General features: G+C 67.0%; 16 protein-coding genes and 1 riboswitch. Of the genes, 12 read left to right on the top strand and 4 right to left on the bottom strand.

The window, feature by feature from the left end; all coding sequences use genetic code 11:
• Nucleotides 1-54: 54 nt before the first annotated feature.
• Nucleotides 55-927 carry a sterol desaturase family protein gene (locus tag AC07WS_RS26005; protein WP_494731848.1) on the top strand — a complete coding sequence of 291 codons (873 nt, stop codon included), beginning with the start codon at nt 55-57 and terminating at the stop codon, nt 925-927.
• Nucleotides 928-949: 22 nt separating this feature from the next.
• Here the strand turns inward: AC07WS_RS26005 and AC07WS_RS26010 are convergent, their stop codons facing one another.
• Nucleotides 950-2,176: a DUF4382 domain-containing protein gene (locus AC07WS_RS26010; RefSeq protein ID WP_494731849.1), complete on the bottom strand. Its 1,227-nt coding sequence runs from the start codon at nt 2,174-2,176 to the stop codon at nt 950-952.
• 239 nt (nt 2,177-2,415) lie between these two features.
• A riboswitch (TPP riboswitch) is annotated at nt 2,416-2,516 on the top strand.
• A gap of 65 nt (nt 2,517-2,581) precedes the next feature.
• Here AC07WS_RS26010 and thiC point away from each other — a divergent pair.
• The 11 genes from thiC (at nt 2,582) to AC07WS_RS26065 (ending at nt 14,913) form a co-directional block, all read left to right on the top strand.
• Nucleotides 2,582-4,498 (top strand): phosphomethylpyrimidine synthase ThiC, encoded by a 1,917-nt coding sequence (gene thiC, locus AC07WS_RS26015; protein ID WP_494731850.1) that lies wholly within the window; start codon nt 2,582-2,584, stop codon nt 4,496-4,498.
• 7 nt (nt 4,499-4,505) lie between these two features.
• On the top strand, nt 4,506-4,709 hold the full coding sequence (gene thiS, locus AC07WS_RS26020; RefSeq protein WP_494731851.1) for a sulfur carrier protein ThiS: 204 nt from the start codon (nt 4,506-4,508) through the stop codon (nt 4,707-4,709).
• A gap of 108 nt (nt 4,710-4,817) precedes the next feature.
• Complete coding sequence (locus AC07WS_RS26025; protein WP_494731852.1) at nt 4,818-5,609, top strand: thiazole synthase; 792 nt, start codon at nt 4,818-4,820, stop codon at nt 5,607-5,609.
• Complete coding sequence (thiD, locus tag AC07WS_RS26030) at nt 5,606-6,478, top strand: bifunctional hydroxymethylpyrimidine kinase/phosphomethylpyrimidine kinase (protein WP_494731853.1); 873 nt, start codon at nt 5,606-5,608, stop codon at nt 6,476-6,478. Before AC07WS_RS26025 ends, thiD begins: the two co-directional genes overlap by 4 nt.
• A gap of 23 nt (nt 6,479-6,501) precedes the next feature.
• Nucleotides 6,502-7,146, top strand: a complete 645-nt coding sequence (gene thiE / locus AC07WS_RS26035) for a thiamine phosphate synthase (RefSeq protein ID WP_494731854.1) — start codon at nt 6,502-6,504, stop codon at nt 7,144-7,146.
• Between the two features lie 70 nt (nt 7,147-7,216).
• Nucleotides 7,217-7,846: an ANTAR domain-containing response regulator gene (locus AC07WS_RS26040; protein WP_494731855.1), complete on the top strand. Its 630-nt coding sequence runs from the start codon at nt 7,217-7,219 to the stop codon at nt 7,844-7,846.
• A 256-nt stretch (nt 7,847-8,102) separates the two neighbouring features.
• On the top strand, nt 8,103-8,558 hold the full coding sequence (locus tag AC07WS_RS26045; protein ID WP_494731856.1) for a response regulator: 456 nt from the start codon (nt 8,103-8,105) through the stop codon (nt 8,556-8,558).
• Nucleotides 8,559-8,657: 99 nt separating this feature from the next.
• Nucleotides 8,658-9,764 carry an S-(hydroxymethyl)glutathione dehydrogenase/class III alcohol dehydrogenase gene (locus tag AC07WS_RS26050; RefSeq protein ID WP_494731857.1) on the top strand — a complete coding sequence of 369 codons (1,107 nt, stop codon included), beginning with the start codon at nt 8,658-8,660 and terminating at the stop codon, nt 9,762-9,764.
• A 128-nt stretch (nt 9,765-9,892) separates the two neighbouring features.
• A complete protein-coding gene (locus tag AC07WS_RS26055; protein WP_494731858.1) occupies nt 9,893-10,075 on the top strand; it encodes a hypothetical protein in 183 nt (60 codons plus the stop codon).
• A gap of 132 nt (nt 10,076-10,207) precedes the next feature.
• Nucleotides 10,208-12,472: a M56 family metallopeptidase gene (locus AC07WS_RS26060; protein WP_494731859.1), complete on the top strand. Its 2,265-nt coding sequence runs from the start codon at nt 10,208-10,210 to the stop codon at nt 12,470-12,472.
• Nucleotides 12,473-12,609: 137 nt separating this feature from the next.
• Nucleotides 12,610-14,913, top strand: a complete 2,304-nt coding sequence (locus tag AC07WS_RS26065) for a UvrD-helicase domain-containing protein (RefSeq protein ID WP_494731860.1) — start codon at nt 12,610-12,612, stop codon at nt 14,911-14,913.
• Between the two features lie 37 nt (nt 14,914-14,950).
• Here the strand turns inward: AC07WS_RS26065 and AC07WS_RS26070 are convergent, their stop codons facing one another.
• From AC07WS_RS26070 to AC07WS_RS26080, 3 genes are all read right to left on the bottom strand, one after another.
• Nucleotides 14,951-15,724: a BPSS1780 family membrane protein gene (locus AC07WS_RS26070; RefSeq protein ID WP_494731861.1), complete on the bottom strand. Its 774-nt coding sequence runs from the start codon at nt 15,722-15,724 to the stop codon at nt 14,951-14,953.
• A complete protein-coding gene (locus AC07WS_RS26075; protein WP_494731862.1) occupies nt 15,721-16,680 on the bottom strand; it encodes a homoserine kinase in 960 nt (319 codons plus the stop codon). The genes AC07WS_RS26070 and AC07WS_RS26075 overlap by 4 nt, the downstream gene beginning before the upstream one ends.
• Before the next feature lie 81 nt (nt 16,681-16,761).
• Nucleotides 16,762-17,166, bottom strand: coding sequence for a hypothetical protein (locus tag AC07WS_RS26080; RefSeq protein WP_494731863.1), 405 nt, complete (start codon nt 17,164-17,166; stop codon nt 16,762-16,764).
• Nucleotides 17,167-17,401: the final 235 nt, after the last annotated feature.

Genomic DNA, 17,401 nt, shown 5'->3' on the forward strand with positions numbered 1-17,401 from the left:
CGGACGGCGGGCGGGGGCGATCATGGACACCTGTCTACTTCAGGAGTGTAAACCATGTCCGATTCCCGTGTTGCCGCGCGCTGGCCGCGCTATCTGTTTTATCCGCTTGCGCTGGCTGCCACGCTGGCCTTCATTCTGGCCTCGGTCGGCGGCTGGCTCGGCCCGCTCGGCAAGGCGTATCCGGCTTACCTGGCGGCCATGATCGCGACGATGGTGACCCTCGAACGCCTGATGCCGGCGCGCCGCGAGTGGAACATGACCAGGACCTCGTTGCTCACGCGCGACCTGCCCATGCTGGTCGTCAATGGCGCGACCATCGCCGCGACCACCTGGGCCGTGACCTGGCTGGCCGCCCATCACGGCGGACTGCCGGTGTTGCGCAGCAGCCTGCACTGGCAGGCCGAAGCGGTCTGCGCGGTGCTGCTGTCGGACTTCCTGTGGTACTGGCTGCACCGCTACAGCCACGAGGGACGTGGCCCGCTGGCGCGCTGGCTGTGGAAGACCCACGCGATCCACCACCTGCCCGGCGAGGTCTATGTGTTCATGCACGTGGTGGGCCATCCGATCAACAGCGCCTACGTGCGCGTGCTGCTGATGCTGCCGGCCATCCTGTTCGGCTTCTCGCCGGAGGCCGTGTTCGCGGCATCGGTATTCAATGGCTTCCAGGGGCTGGTGTCGCACTTCAATGTCGACGCCAGGGCGGGATGGTTCAACCGCCTGCTGACCGGCACCGAGCTGCACCGCTTCCACCACAGCGCCAGCCGGGAGGAGCTTGGAAACTATGGCGCCACCGTCTCGATCTGGGACCAGTTGTTCGGCACCTTCCGCCTGCCGGCCGCCGCGCCGCGCCGGCTCGGCGTCGACGACCGTGCGCGCTATCCCGGCGACCGCCAGTGGTTGCGGCTGTTGGGCTTGCCCTTCCACTGACAGGGCAAGCCGGCAGGGCGCCTTACGGCTTCAGGTTGAAGTTGACGTTGGCCTGATCGACCAGCGAAATATCGACCAGCGGCAGGCTGGCCGTGGTGTAGCCCTCGGCCGACGCCTCGACCATGTATTTGCCCGGACCCGGCAGCACCGTGGCGGCGCTGGCGAACTGCAGCGGCAGCGTGGCGCTGTACACCGCGTAGCGCGGCGCGGCGACCGGCAGTCCGCCCAGCGTGTAGGCGCCGCTGGCCAGGTCGGCGCCGCGGTACTTGACGGTCACGGTCGGCCCGGCCGCCAGGCTCTGCTTGGCCGCGACATAGGCGCTGGCGGTGCTGCTGGCCGGCGTCAGCGTGACGGTGCCGGCTATGCTGCCGCCGGCGCTGGCCGGCAGCGTGATCGGCGCGGCGGCCGTGCTGATGGCCACCGTGGCCGAGGTGCTGGTCACCGGCACCGCGCCCACCACGGCGGCGGCGCTGTTGTCGGCCGTGACCACCACGTCATAGTTCCCCAGCGGCAGGCGGCTCAGCGCGAACTCGCCGGTGGTGGCGTTGGGCGTGGTGGCGCTGACGATGGCGCCGTTCTGCTGCGCCGACACCGTCACGTGGCTGGCCAGCAGCGCGGTCGAGACAAAGCCGCCGATGCCGTTGAGCGTGGTCGGGATCACCTTCACCACCGGTTTCAGCGCGTACTTGCCGTTGCCCTTGGTGAGCACCGATTTGCAGGCGTCGAAGTCCAGCACCAGGTCGACCCGCTGGCCGGCCGCCACGTCGAAGGCGTTGACCAGCTTGATGCCGCTCTGCACCGCGCTCGGGGTGTCGAGCGACACCTCGGCGGTGCCGCCGGTGACCACCACCGAGTTGGCCAGGCCGCTGCCGGTGTTGGGGTCGAGCACCAGCCGCAGCTGGTTGTAATGGCCCGCGCTCAGCGAGGTCTGGCCCAGCGCCTCCAGCGCGCCGTTGGTCAGGTTCAGCAGGTTGATCTTGCGGGCCGGACTGAGCGTGATGTCGGTCCAGCCGGCGTCGGTGTCGCTGGCGGTGCTGCTCTGGTTGACGCGCACCTTGTTGACGGTGACGTTGACGGCGTCGAAACCGCACGACGGCGCGTCCGTCATCGACACCGACAGCGTGCCCAGAGTGCTGGGCGGCGTGCTGTCGCCCCCGCCCCCGCCCCCGCCGCCGCCGCAGGCGCTCAGCCCGGCTGCCGCGAGGGCCGCGACGGCGGCCAGGTAGATGGATGGGTGTGCTGGCTTCATGATGATTCTCCCGAAAATCGCGCGTGGGGCGCTTGTTGTGGCGACGGTGGTGTCGCTGTGGGGATATTGTGAGTTCCTTTCAGAAACTATTATGTGTGATGCCTCACATAGCGCGCAGCTCTTACAATTGTTACACATCGGCTCGTTATACACGCCATACCAGGTATTGTGGTTTTTTTCACGCGGACATTGTCCGGGCGGCGCGGCCGAGCGTATAATCGGCCCCGCTGCCGCAAGGTGGCACACGCTAGGGGTCCTGCGCATTGCGATGCGCGGGTGAGAAATACCCTCCGAACCTGATCTGGATAATGCCAGCGAAGGGAAGCTTAGGACATCGCCGCCAAATCTGATGGGAGGCGCGGTCCAACCTCCTTTGCTGGCTCCTGTAGCTAACGAAGGAGCCAAATGAACGCCAATCCCAAATTCCTGTCCGCCACCGCCACGGTGGACGAGGCAGCCGTCAAGCCATTACCGAACTCGCGCAAGGTCTACGTCGAGGGCGGCCGTCCCGACATCCGCGTGCCGATGCGCGAGATCACCCAGGCCGACACGCCGGCCTCGTTCGGCTTCGAAGCCAATCCGCCGATCTACGTCTACGACACCTCCGGCCCGTACACCGATCCGGACGCGGTGATCGACATCCGCTCCGGCCTGGCCGCGACCCCGCGCCTGCCGTGGATCCTGGAGCGCGACGACACCGAGGAACTGGACGGCCCGACCTCCGAATACGGCCAGGCGCGCCTGGCGGACCCGGCGCTGGCCGAACTGCGCTTCAACCTGCACCGCAAGCCGCGCCGCGCGCGCGAAGGCAGGAACGTCACGCAGATGCACTACGCGCGCCAGGGCATCGTCACGCCCGAGATGGAATTCGTCGCCATCCGCGAGAACCTGCGCCGCCAGGAGTACCTGGAAAACCTGAAGAAATCCGGCCCCATGGGCCAGCGCCTGGCCGACCTGATGGGCCGCCAGCATCCGGGGCAATCGTTCGGCGCCAGCATCCCGGCCGAGATCACGCCGGAGTTCGTGCGCGAGGAAATCGCCCGCGGCCGCGCCATCATCCCGGCCAACATCAACCACCCGGAAATCGAGCCGATGATCATCGGCCGCAACTTCCTGGTCAAGATCAACGCCAACATCGGCAACTCCGCCGTCACCTCGTCGATCGGCGAGGAAGTCGAGAAGATGACCTGGGCCATCCGCTGGGGCGGCGACAACGTCATGGACCTGTCCACCGGCAAGCACATCCACGAAACGCGCGAATGGATCATCCGCAACAGCCCGGTGCCGATCGGCACGGTGCCGATCTACCAGGCGCTGGAAAAGGTCAACGGCAAGGCCGAGGACCTGACCTGGGAAATCTTCCGCGACACCCTGATCGAGCAGGCCGAGCAGGGCGTCGACTACTTCACCATCCACGCCGGCGTGCTGCTGCGCTACGTGCCGATGACGGCCAAGCGCCTGACCGGCATCGTCTCGCGCGGCGGCTCCATCATGGCCAAGTGGTGCCTGGCGCACCACAAGGAATCGTTCCTGTACACGCACTTCGAAGAGATCTGCCAGATCATGAAGGCCTACGACGTCTCGTTCTCGCTGGGCGACGGCCTGCGGCCCGGCTCGATCTACGACGCCAACGACGAGGCCCAGCTGGGCGAGCTGAAGACCCTGGGCGAGCTGACCCAGATCGCCTGGAAGCACGACGTGCAGGTGATGATCGAGGGTCCGGGCCACGTGCCGATGCAGCTGATCAAGGAGAACATGGACCTGCAGCTGGAGCAGTGCCACGAGGCGCCGTTCTACACGCTGGGGCCGTTGACCACCGACATCGCGCCCGGCTACGACCACATCACCTCGGGCATCGGCGCCGCGCAGATCGGCTGGTACGGCACGGCCATGCTGTGCTACGTCACGCCGAAAGAACACCTGGGGCTGCCGGACAAGAACGACGTCAAGGACGGCATCATCACCTACAAGATCGCCGCCCACGCGGCCGACCTGGCCAAGGGCCATCCGGGCGCGCAGATCCGCGACAACGCGCTGTCGAAGGCGCGCTTCGAATTCCGCTGGGACGACCAGTTCAACATCGGCCTCGACCCGGACAAGGCGCGCGAATTCCACGACGAGACGCTGCCCAAGGACTCGGCCAAGGTGGCGCACTTCTGCTCGATGTGCGGCCCGCATTTCTGCTCGATGAAGATCACGCAGGAAGTGCGCGAATTCGCCGCGGCCAACGGCGTGTCGGACGGCGCGGCGCTGGAGCAGGGCATGCAGGTCAAGGCGGTGGAGTTCATCAAGAACGGCGCCGAGCTGTACCGCAAGCTGTGAGGCCGGCATGATCGACATCGAATTGAACGGCGCCCCGTACCGGGTGCCGCCGCGGCAGACGCTGGACCAGCTGATCGACGCCCTGTCGCTGAGCGGGCAGGCGCTGGCGCTGGCGGTCAACCGCGCGGTGGTGCCGCGCCAGCAGTGGCCGCAGCGCGAACTGCAGCCGCAGGACCGGGTCGACATCGTGCGCGCCATCGGCGGCGGCTAAATTAAATTGGGGTCAAGTCTGACATTCGGACACGAGCTCTGCCGTAAGCGCCCGCTTACGGCAGAGCTCGTGTCCGAATGTCAGACTTGACCCCACAAGGAGAGCAACATGAACGCATCATCCCAAGACCTGCTGACCATCGCGGGCAAGAGCTACAAGTCGCGGCTGCTGGTGGGCAGCGGCAAGTACAAGGACCTTCAACAAACCCGCGAGGCGACCGACGCCGCCGAGGCGGAGATCATCACCGTGGCCATCCGCCGCGTCAACATCGGCCAGGACCCCAAGGCGCCGAGCCTGCTGGACGTGCTGCCGCCGTCGCAGTACACCATCCTGCCCAACACGGCCGGCTGCTACACCGCCAAGGACGCGGTCTACACGCTGCAGATGGCGCGCGAGCTGCTCAACGGCCACAAGCTGGTCAAGCTGGAGGTGCTGGGCGACGAGAAGACCCTGTTCCCCCACATGCCGGAAACCCTGCTCGCCGCCGAGGCGCTGGTCAAGGACGGCTTTGACGTCATGGTCTACTGCAGCGACGATCCGATCCAGGCCAAGCTGCTGGAGGACATCGGCTGCGTGGCGGTGATGCCGCTGGCCTCGCTGATCGGCTCCGGCATGGGCATCCTCAATCCGTGGAACCTGTCGCTGATCATCGAGCAGGCCAGGGTGCCGGTGCTGGTCGACGCCGGCGTCGGCACGGCCTCGGACGCGGCCATCGCCATGGAACTGGGCTGCGACGGCGTGCTGATGAACACGGCCATCGCCGGCGCCCGCGATCCGGTGCGCATGGCGCGCGCCATGAAGCTGGGCGTGCAGGCCGGCCGTGAGGCCTACCTGGCCGGCCGCATCGCCCGCAAGTTTGCCGCCTCGCCGTCCTCGCCGATGGCGGGCCGGCTGGCATGAGCGAGCGCCTGTCCTCGCAAGTGGCGGCGCAGCTGATGGCGCAACTGGTGGCGCGCCCCTGCGTGCTGGTGTTCGCCGGCCTCGATCCGTCCGGCGGCGCCGGTATCGCCGCCGACCTGCAGGCGGTGGCCGGGCAGGGCGCGCACGCGCTCACCGTGGCCACCGCGCTGACGGTGCAGGACAACGACCGCGTCTACGGCGTGCAGCCGGTCGACGGCGCCATGGTGCTGCGCCAGGCCCAGGCGCTGGTCGACAAGATGACGGTGCGCGCGGTGAAGATCGGCATCCCCGGCAGCGCCGCCAACGCGCTGGCCATCGCCGAGATCATCAGCCGCCTGCGCCGCCGCCAGCCTGAGCTGCCGGTGGTGCTGGACCCGGTGCTGGCCAGCGGCCACGGCGACCTGCTCTCGCGCGGCGACGCGGTGCAGGCGCTGGCGCCGCTGCTGCCGCTGGTCACGCTGCTCACGCCCAACGGCCCGGAGGCGCTGGCGCTGACCGGCGCCGGCGAACCTTCCGCGCAGGCGCAGGCGCTGCGCGCGCGCGGCTGCCGCCATGTGCTGATCACCGGCGGCCACGATGGCGGCGACGAGGTGGTCAACCGCTGGTTCGGCCCCGGCGCGGCGCCGCTGCAGCGCCTGTCCGATCCCGGCCCGCAGGGCGACTCGCGCGACTGGACCTGGCCGCGCCTGGGCGGCGAATTCCACGGCAGCGGCTGCACGCTGGCCTCGGCCGCCGCCGGCCAGCTGGCGCTGGGCATGTCGATGGAACGCGCGCTGGAGCTGGCGCAACAGTACTGCTATCGCGCGCTGCGCGGCGCCTACACGGTGGCCGCAGGCCAGCGCATCCCGCACCGCCTACCCCTGATTTAACCGCCCATCATCGAGAGCACATCATGCAAGGACTTTATTTGGTTACGCCCAACTGGGACGACACCGGCCGGCTGCTGGAACTGAGCGAACGGGCGCTCGCCGCCGCGCAGGGCGCGCAGCCCGGCGTGGCGCTGCTGCAGTACCGCCACAAGGAGGCCGGCCCCGGCCAGCGTCTGGATCAAGCCGGCGCGCTGCTGGCGTTGTGCCGGCGCTACGGCGTGCCCTTCATCGTCAACGATCACGTCGACCTGTGCGAGCAGACCGGCGCCGACGGCGTCCACCTGGGCGGCACCGACGCCGAGGTGGCGCAGGTGCGCGCCCGGCTGGGTCCGGACAAGATCATCGGCGCCTCCTGCTACGGCGACCTGCCGCGCGCGCTGCAGGCGCAGGCGGCCGGCGCCAGCTATGTGGCCTTCGGCGGCTTCTACCCGTCGCGCGTGAAGAAATACGCAGTCACTACCAAGATGGAGATCCTCGACGAGGCGCGCGCGGCGATCCAGGTGCCGACCGTGGTGATCGGCGGCATGACGCCGGACAACGCCGCGCCACTGGCCGCGCGCGGGGCGTCCATGGTGGCGGCCATCAGCAGCGTCTATCTGGCCGACGACGTCGGCGCCGCCGTGGCCGCGTTCCTGCGGCTGTACGCTGGTGAAAAAACGGGCACATAAAACGCTTGGGGGATGGGTGGATTTCCGCCTTATAATTGGAGCGTTAGCTTAAGCCTAAGGTGGCCGCCACATGAATGTCCCTTCCAGCCAGAAGCGTCTGATCCTGATCGTCGACGACGACCCATTGCTGCTCGATTTCCTGGGCGAGGTGCTGGGCCACGCCGGCTACGACATCCTCAAGGCCTCGTCGGCCGAACAGGCCCTGCAGCAGATCGCCCAGCGCGAACCGGACCTGGCCCTGCTCGACATCCACATGCCCGGCATGAACGGACTGGAGCTGGCCAAGCAGCTGCACGCGACCAGCTCGGTGCCGTTCATGTTCCTGTCCGGCCGCGGCGACGCCGACGCCGGCAAGCAGGCCGCGTCCTACGGCGCGGTCGGCTTCCTGGTCAAGCCGGTCGACGAGAAGCACCTGATGCCGGCCTTCGCCGCCGGCCTGGCGCGCGCGGACGAAATCCGCCAGCTGCGGCGCACCGAGCTCAACCTGAACGCCGCGCTGGCCGCCGGCCGCGAGACCAGCCTGGCGGTCGGCCTGCTGATGTGCAAATTCCAGACCGACCGCAACACCGCCTTCGAGGTGCTGCGCGACCACGCCCGCTCCAACCGCCGCAAGGTCAACGAGGTGGCCGACCAGCTGCTGGCCGCCGAGGAAATGTTGAACGGCTTGCACGCCGCCTTCAACCAGCGTCTGAAAAAGTAAACGCCGCTGGTTTTTTTATCGGCATCTTCTTGCTTTGTGGCACCCTTCATGTAGACTGTGTCTATAGCGGCAGGCCAGTCCTGCCCGCTTCGTAGTAGTGCGGCGGGGCCTCCAACCTGCGCCTGCCGCCTCTTCGGCCGCCTGTCCCCTGCGACCGTCATACATTCTTCGGCCCAACTCCGCCGACCCCCGCGTTGCTCCAACAGCCCATGCTGCCGGCACCGCATCCCTATCAGTTTTGTGTGCGGAGACACTTATGACGAACGAATATTCCCAGGATACCTACCGTCCCTTCAGCGAGCAGGACGTCGGCGCCGCGATCGGTTTCTCGGTGTTTGCGGAGGCGCCGCGCGTGCTGCATGTGGACGCCGATCCCGATACCGCGCTGGTGCTGTCGATGCTGCTGGTGCCGGAAACCCAGGTCACCCACGTGGCCTCGCTGGCCGCGGCCGAGCTGATGCTGCTGGAGCGCCGCTTCGCGCTGGTGGTGCTCGATCCCGACCTGCCCGACGGCGACGGCGCCAGCCTGCTGACCCAGCTGCAACAGCGCCATCCCCACGTGCGCGTGCTGGTGTACTCGGCGCGCCATCCCGAGCGGCACACGGCCGGCGGCGCCTTCCTGCCCAAGCCGTGGACCTCGCCGCGCCAGCTGTGGCGCACCGTGTCCGAGCTGCTGGGCATAGGCGCGGCGATGCCGGCCGAACCGCAGTAATCGCCCGCGCCACAGAACGTCCCCGGCTTGCTATCATGGCGAACCACCGGAACGGCCCTCCGTTCCGGTCTCCCGAACAACGCAGCCACAGGACGAACAATGAAAACCAAAGCAGCTATCGCATGGCAGGCGGGCAAACCGCTGACGATCGAGGAAGTGGAACTGGGCGGCCCGCGCGAAGGCGAGGTGCTGGTCGAGATCAAGGCCACCGGCATCTGCCACACCGACTACTACACCCTGTCCGGCGCCGATCCGGAAGGCATCTTCCCGGCCATCCTCGGCCATGAGGGCGCCGGCGTGGTGGTCGACGTCGGCCCCGGCGTCAAGTCGCTCAGGAAGGACGACCACGTCATCCCGCTGTACACGCCCGAATGCCGCCAGTGCAAATTCTGCCTGTCGCAGAAGACCAACCTGTGCCAGTCGATCCGGGCTACCCAGGGCCGCGGCCTGATGCCGGACGCCACCAGCCGCTTCTCCATCGACGGCAAGCCGATCTACCACTACATGGGCACGTCGACCTTCTCCAACTACATCGTGGTGCCGGAGATCGCGCTGGCCAAGATCCGCGAGGACGCGCCGTTCGACAAGGTGTGCTACATCGGTTGCGGCGTCACCACCGGCGTGGGCGCGGTGCTGTTCACGGCCAAGGTCGAGGCGGGCGCCAACGTGGTGGTGTTCGGCCTGGGCGGCATCGGCCTGAACGTGATCCAGGCGGCCAGGATGGTGGGCGCCGACAAGATCATCGGGGTCGACATCAACCCGGCCCGCCAGGAGATGGCGCGCAAGTTCGGCATGACCCACTTCATCAATCCCAAGCAGGTGGAGAACGTGGTCGACGCCATCGTCCAGCTGACCGACGGCGGCGCCGACTACAGCTTCGAGTGCATCGGCAACACCACCACCATGCGCCAGGCGCTCGAGTGCTGCCACAAGGGCTGGGGCCAGTCCATCATCATCGGCGTGGCGGCGGCGGGGCAGGAGATCTCCACCCGTCCATTCCAGCTGGTCACGGGCCGGGTGTGGAAGGGTTCCGCGTTCGGCGGCGCGCGCGGGCGCACCGACGTGCCGAAGATCGTCGACTGGTACATGGAGGGCAAGCTCAATATCGACGACCTGATCACCCACCGCCTGCCGCTCGAGCGCATCAACGAGGGCTTCGACCTGATGAAGAGCGGCGAATCGATCCGCTCGGTGGTGATCTACTGACGTCCGTCGCGGCGGATTGCGGCTGGCTCCGCCAAAGCTGCATTCCGTCGCAATCCGCAGGCGTTCGGCGAGGTGTTTGACTACAGTGGAGTCATGGAAGCAAGGCCCACCACTGAAGGAGCAACATCATGAACGTACTGAAAAACATGGAACTGATCTTCGTCGCCAGCGCCGTCATCCTGTGCGCCACCGGCTACGCCAGCGCCGAAGGGCGCGCCACCCCGGCCATCGACGCCGGCTCGGTCAAGATGGCGGTGGTGGACGGCGTCAAGATGCCAGTGGTCACCATCAGCGCCAAGCGCGCCCACTGATCCCGGTGCGATGCATGTAGAAAAAAAGTTCTAGACATCGCGATCTAGATAATTTATTCTACATCCATCAACTGGGGAGTGCGGCATGGAAGCGATACGCAGTCATACGAATACACGGCAGGCGGGGCGCGCATGAACGGCGTCCTGGCCGCCCTGGTGCCCGCCGTCGGCTGGGCGCTGTTGCACTTCATCTGGCAAGGCCTGCTGATCGGCTGGGCCGTGGCGCTGGCGATGTTCGCGCTGCGCGGCGCCCGCCCGCAGACCCGCTACGCCGTGGCCTGCGCCGGCATGCTGCTGTGCGCGGCGCTGCCGCTGGCCAGCATCCTGATCCAGCTGTCGGACGTCGGCGGCGGCGCGGATACGCGGCCTATCCTGCGCATGCTGGCGGGGCAGAGCGCCGGCGCTGCTGATGCGGCCGGTCACGGTGGCGCTGCTGCGGACCAGGGCGCCGCTGCCGCCGTCGTGCCGGCCTTGTTCGGCGAGGGCACGCTCTCCACCTTTGAAACCGTCTTGCGCCGCCAACTGCCGTGGGTGGTTGGCCTGTGGCTGGCCGGCGCCGCGCTGATGTCGCTGCGTCTCGCGCTGGGCCTGCGCTGGGTGGCCGAGCGCACCCGCGCCGGCGAATACACCGTCAATCACTACTGGCAGCGGCGCCTGTCCGAACTGGCGCGCCGCTTCGACATCGAACGTCATGTGCGCCTGGGCGTGGCCGACCTGCTGGACAGCCCGATTACGGCCGGCTGCTGGCGTCCCATCGTGCTGGTGCCGACCGCGCTCATCAGCGGCATGCCGCCCGAGCTGCTGGAAGCCTTGCTGGCGCACGAGCTGGCGCACATCAAACGGCACGACTACCTGGTCAACCTGATTCAAAGCGCGATCGAGATCGTGCTGTTCTATCACCCTAGTGTTTGGGCCCTGTCACGCAGGATACGGATCGAGCGGGAACAAATCGCCGACGACCTCGCGGTGGACATGCTCGGCCAGCCCCAGAGGCTGGCGCAGGCCCTGTCGGAACTGGATCGGTTTCAGTTCGACACCACACAACTAGCCCACGCGGCTCACGGAGGAAATCTCATGTCTCGTATCAAACGCCTGCTGCGTCCCGATGTAGAACCGGTCAGCTGGAAAATGGCCTTGCCCCTGATGGGTTTGTTTGCGGCCAGCGCGGTGTTCTATGCCCACGCCGCGCCGCCCGCGCCGGCCAGCGCCGCCGTCGCACCGGCCGGACAAGTCAGCCAGATGGACGAAGCCGCCCAGGCCGAGCCGGCGCAAGCGCCCGCACCGGCGGAGCCGGCCGAACCTGCAGCGCCTGCCGAGCCGGCCGCCGCCGCCGAGCTGACGGAGTCGGCCGCACCCGCAGCGCCCGCCGAGCCGGCCGCCGTCGCCGAGTTGACGGTGCCAGCCGCGCCGGCCAAGCCGCTCCGCCTGTTGGTGGCGGCTGCCGCGATGCCGGCAGCTCCCGCCGCGCCGCCCGCGCCGCCGGCCCCCGCTGCGCCGGCCGCCCCTGCGGCCCCCGCCGCACCGCCTGCAGCGGCCGCCCCTGCTGCACCGGCCGCTCCCGCTGCACCGGCTGCGCCACCTGCACCACCAGCGCCTCCGGCGGCGGGCATGCAAAGCTACCACTTCGACCGCTACACTACGCCAGGCCGCGACGGCCAGCGTAGCGGCTACGCGCTGGTCCACGCCAACAAGGAGAACATCACCGTCTCGGCAGCGCACCAGGACCTGTCGAAGATCGAGGCGGCACGCCGCAACGTCAAGGGCGATTTCATCTGGTTCCGCGACGGCGACAAGGCCTATCTGATCCAGGACCCGGTCGCCATCGCCAAGGCCGACGAGGCCTGGGCCGCCGTCAACCGCATCGGCGAGAAGATGGATGCGCAGAGCAAGAAGATGGATGCGCAAGGCAAAGTCATGGATGCGCTGGGCCGGGAAATGGACAAGCTGGGCCTGGACGCCGACAGCAAAGCGATGAAGGCCATGGACGGCCAGCAGCGTCTGGTTGAACGAGTGGCCCGTCAACAGGAAGCGATCGGCCGCCGCATCGAGCGGGCCGCGCGCGAACTGGGCGACGATCCGACGCCGGAAAAACTGCGCCGCTTCCACGAACGTCAAGCCGCGCTGCAAGCGGAAATGGCGCCCTTGCAGAGTCAGATCGCGCAATACCAGCGTGAATTGTCGCCGAAGCTGGCGAAGATCCAATCCCTGCAAGAGCCGATGCAAGCGCTGAGCAAGCGGATGTCGGAAGCGGGCAAGCCGATGGCCGAGTTGGGCCAGGCCATGGGCGAGCTGGGCCGCGAACAAGCCAAGGCCAGCCGCGAAGCCGAGCGCACCATGAAAGAGCTGATCAAGGAAGCCGTCAAAGCCGGCAAAGCGGTGCCGGCCCCGTCCGCATAAAATTGGGGTCAAGTCTGACATTCGGACACGAGCTCTGCCGTAGCGACTTTGCTACGGCAGAGCTCGTGTCTGAATGTCAGACTTGACCCCCAAGGTGGAAGTACTGTGTATGCAGCCAGTACCGGTATAATCACGGGATGCACAATCTTCTTCATAACCTCAACGACGAACAACTCGCCGCCGTGACCCTGCCGGCTCAAAGCGCCCTGATCCTGGCGGGCGCCGGCTCCGGCAAAACCCGCGTCCTGACCACCCGCATCGCTTGGCTGATCCAGACGGGACAGGTGTCGCCGTCCGGCATCCTGGCCGTGACCTTCACCAACAAGGCCGCCAAGGAAATGATGACGCGTTTGTCGGCGATGTTGCCGATCAATACGCGCGGCATGTGGATCGGTACCTTCCACGGCCTGTGCAACCGCCTGCTGCGCACCCATCACCGCGACGCCGCGCTGCCGCAGACCTTCCAGATCCTCGACAGCCAGGACCAGCTGTCGGCCATCAAGCGCCTGATCAAGGCCAACAATATCGACGACGAGAAGTTCCCGCCCAAAGAGGTGATGTACTTCATCAACGGCGCCAAGGACCAGGGCCTGCGCGCCGACAAGATCGAACCCTACAACGCCGACGAGCGCAAGAAGTGCGAGCTCTACCAGCTGTACGACGACCAGTGCCAGCGCGAGGGCGTGGTCGACTTCGCCGAGCTGCTGCTGCGCACCTACGAGCTGCTCAGCCGTAACCAGCCGCTGCGCGAGCACTACCAGCAGCGCTTCAAGCACATCCTGGTCGACGAGTTCCAGGACACCAACGACCTGCAATACAAGTGGCTCAAGCTGCTGGCCGGCCACGGCGAGCGCGACGGCGGCAGCGCGCTGTTCGCCGTCGGCGACGACGACCAGAGCATTTACGCCTTCCGCGGCGCCAACGTCGGCAACATGAGCGCCTTCGAGCGCGAGTTCAAGGTGCAGAACCTGATCAAGCTGGAGCAGAACTACCGCTCCCACGGCCACATCCTGGACGCCGCCAACGTGCTGATCGCCAACAACAGCAAGCGCCTGGGCAAGAACCTGCGCACCGACGCCGGCCACGGCGAACAGGTGCGCGTGTACGAGGCCAGCTCCGACCTGGCCGAGGCGCAGTGGATCATCGAGGAAACCAAGAACCTGATCGCCGACGGCGCCGCCCGCAGCGAGATCGCCGTGCTGTACCGCTCCAACGCGCAGTCGCGCGTGATCGAGCACGCGCTGTTCTCGGCCGGCATTCCCTACCACGTGTACGGTGGCCTGCGCTACTTCCAGCGCGCCGAGGTCAAGCACGCGATCGCCTACCTGCAGCTGATGGACAATCCGCACAACGATTCGGCCTTCCTGCGCGTGGTGAACTTCCCAACGCGCGGCATCGGCCTGCGCTCGATCGAAGCCCTGCAGGCGGCGGCCGACCAGCACCATATTTCGCTGTACGCGGCCGTGCCCTACGTGGCGGGCAAGGCCGGCTCGTCGCTGGGCGGCTTCGTCAAGCTGATCGAGGGCGCGCGCTTTGAAACGCAGCAGATGGCCCTGCCCGAACTGGTGCGCGTGGTGCTGGAGGCGTCCGGCCTGCTGACCCACTACCAGACCGAGAAGGAAGGCGCCGACCGCATCGAGAACTTGGAGCAGATGGTCAGCGCGGCCACGCAGTTCGTCTCCGAGGAAGGCTACGGCCAGGGCGCGCCCGCGCACCTGGGCCCGCAGGCGCAGGCCCAGGCCGGCGCGCCCATCGTCAACGAGGACGGCTTCGAGATCCTCGACGCCGATGCCGCGCTGCCGACCGTGATGTCGCCGCTGTCGGCCTTCCTGTCGCACGCCTCGCTCGAGGCCGGCGACAACCAGGCCACCGCCGGCCAGGAAGCCGTGCAGATGATGACGGTGCACTCGGCCAAGGGGCTGGAGTTCAACAACGTCTTCATCACCGGGCTGGAGGAGGGCCTGTTCCCGCACGAGAGCAGCTCGCGCGAGCACGACGGCGTGGAGGAGGAGCGCCGCCTGATGTACGTGGCGATCACGCGCGCGCGCCAGCGCCTGTACATGTGCTTCGCGCAGACGCGCATGCTGCACGGCCAGACCCGCTACAACATGAAGTCGCGCTTCTTCGACGAGCTGCCGGAGGAGGCGCTGAAGTGGCTCTCGCCCAAGGTGCAGTCGCACTGGTTCGCCAACAAGAAGTCGGCCTGGGACGAGACGCCGCTGGTCGGCTCGGACAACGCGATCGCGCAGAAGATCGCGCAGAAGTCGCCGGGCAGCGGCTGGCGCATCGGCGAGTCCGTCGCGCACGGCAAGTTCGGCGAGGGGGTGATCGTCAACATCGAGGGCAGCGGCAACAACGCCCGCGCCCAGATCAACTTCGGCAGCCACGGCATGAAGGTGCTGGACCTGAGCATCGCCAAGCTGGAGCGGCTGGGCCGCTAGCTCGAACGTCGTTCCCGCGGAAGCGGGAACGACAGGCTTATGCCGCCGGCGGCGGCGCCGGCGGCGCGCTGGCCTCGGGCGTGCCGAAGACCTGGCGGTAGCAGGCGTACAGGGTGCAGTGCATCAGCACCACCATCATCAGGAAGATGGTGAAGATCACCATCACCTCCAGCTGCGCCGAATCGAGCAGCAGCACCGGAATCGCGCTGCCGAGCTGGAACATCAGGAACAGCACCACGGCCGCCGTCAGGAAGGCCCTGATCTCGCGGCAGACCGTCAGCACGCTGAAGAACAGCGCCTTGGCCAAGGTCATCTTCTGCCAGTAGATCAGCGGCGCGGCCAGGCTGCTCAGCATCCAGCCCACCATGTAGATGCCCGACGAGACGAACAGCGCGCCGCGCGAATTCTCCAGCAAGTCCTTGTCCATCGGGATCTGGCGCGTGGCCATCTTGATCATGACGCCGTCGTCCAGCCAGCTCAGCACCGCCAGCGCGAGCAGCATCACCAGCAGGTACAGCACGCCCAGCCCCAGCAGCGGCTTGCGCACCGGCTTGCGGAAGCCGCTGAACACCAGGTTCGGCAGGGCGCGCTTGTCGTGGTCGATGTCGGCGCAGGCCTGCAGCAGGGCGATGGTGAACATCGGCGCCAGCAGGGTCGGCGCCACCGAGCCCAGGAAGGGCACCACCAGCGAGAACAGCGACAGGAACATGCAGCAGAAGAACAGCGCCATCAGCGCGCCCGGCTGCTTGCGGAACAGCTGCATGGCTTGCTTGACCCAGTGCCAGCCGGTGCGTGCGGGAAGTTGGCTCATCCGCGCAGTCCCGGCGCCGGTGTGGCGATGCGCTCGCGCAGGATGCGCTCGAAGTGGGTTGGATCGTGCGGCGTCAGCATCTCCGCTTCGCGCGGCTGGTGGAAGTCGTACAGGCGCGACAGCCAGAAGCGCAGCGCCGCCGCCCGCAGCATCGGCTGCCAGGCGGTCTGCTCGGCGTCGGTGAACGGACGCACGGCATGGTAGGCGTCCAGCATGGCGCGCACGCGGGCCCGGTCCAGCACGCCGGTGTCGAGATTGATGCACCAGTCGTTGACGGTGACGGCCACGTCGAACAGCCAGGTGTCGCAGCCGGCGAAGTAGAAGTCGAAGAAGCCGGTCAGGCGCTCGCCGTCGAACATGACGTTGTTGCGGAACAGGTCGGCGTGCACCGGGCCGCGCTGCAGCAGGTGGTAGGTGTCGCAGCCGGCAAACGCTTCCTGGAAGTGCATCTCGGCGCGCAGCAGGTGGGCGCAGCTGTCGTCGAGGAAGGGCAGCACTTGCGGCGTGGTCTGGTTCCACCAGTCCAGGCCGCGCAGATTGGGCTGCACCAGCGGATAGTCGACCGCCGCCAGGTGCATGCGCGCCAGCATGGCGCCGACGGCGGCGCAGTGCACCGGCTGCGGGTCCATCTGCGACTTGCCGTCCAGCTTGGTGACGATGGACGCCGGCTTGCCGTGCAGGGCGACGATCAGCTCGCCCTGGTCGTTGGCGATCGGCGCCGGCACCAGCACGCCGCGGTCGGCCAGGTGGTGCATCAGCTTGAGGTAGAACGGCAACTGCTCGAACGACAGGTTCTCGAAGATCGTCAGCACGAACTCGCCGCGCTCCGTCGTCAGGAAGAAGTTGCTGTTTTCAATGCCGCTGGCGATGCCTTTGAGCGCCAATGGCTGGCCCAGGGGAAACTGATCGATCCACGGGGTAAGGTCATTCAGGCTGACCGGAGTAAACACTGCCATGAGAAAACTTGATGAGGTTCGGTGAGCGGCGCCGCCGTCGGGGCGGGGCCGGGGGACGCCCGCGCAGGGCGGGCGCGCGTGTTATTTCACGGCAGGTGGCGCGGTGGTGTCCGTCGAGCCGTCTTCTTCCGTGGTCTTTTTCTTCTTCTTGCCGAGGTCGAATTCCATCACCGTCCATTGCGGGCCGCGGTTGGCGCCCCCCATCGCATCGCCGGGTAGGGCGGTGCCGGCCGGGCGGTTCGGCTTCAGCGTGTAGGTGCTCGGGCCGCTTTTGACGGTCGCTTCCACCACTTGGCCGCTGTTGTCGCGTTTTTCGGTGATCTTGTGTTCCGGCGCCGGCTTGGCCGTCACCGTGATCGGATCGTCCGCCACTTCCTCTATCTTTTCCAGTTTTGGCGGCGCCTGGCTCGGGGTCGACTGGGCGAACGCCGTGTGGGCGCTGAGCGTCAGGAGGAGGGCAGGCCAGAGGGTAGAGGTGCGCGTCATGATGAATCGCCTTAGAGGTGAAATACGGCTGTGAAAAACCGTCAAATTTTTATGTATGATCCATTGTAACAAACAGACACGCTTCACTGTTTTTAAAAGCCGATTTCCCAACACTCGCGGTGGGGTATTGTTATTTTGAAAAGGCTGTGCCGGTGGGCGAAATCCGGCCAAAACCTGCGATAATGCGCCATTCATGGCCTGGCCGACATTGTTGCGCGCCGCCCTCACCCATATC

Source organism: Duganella sp. GW821-FHT01E12, assembly GCF_059422325.1.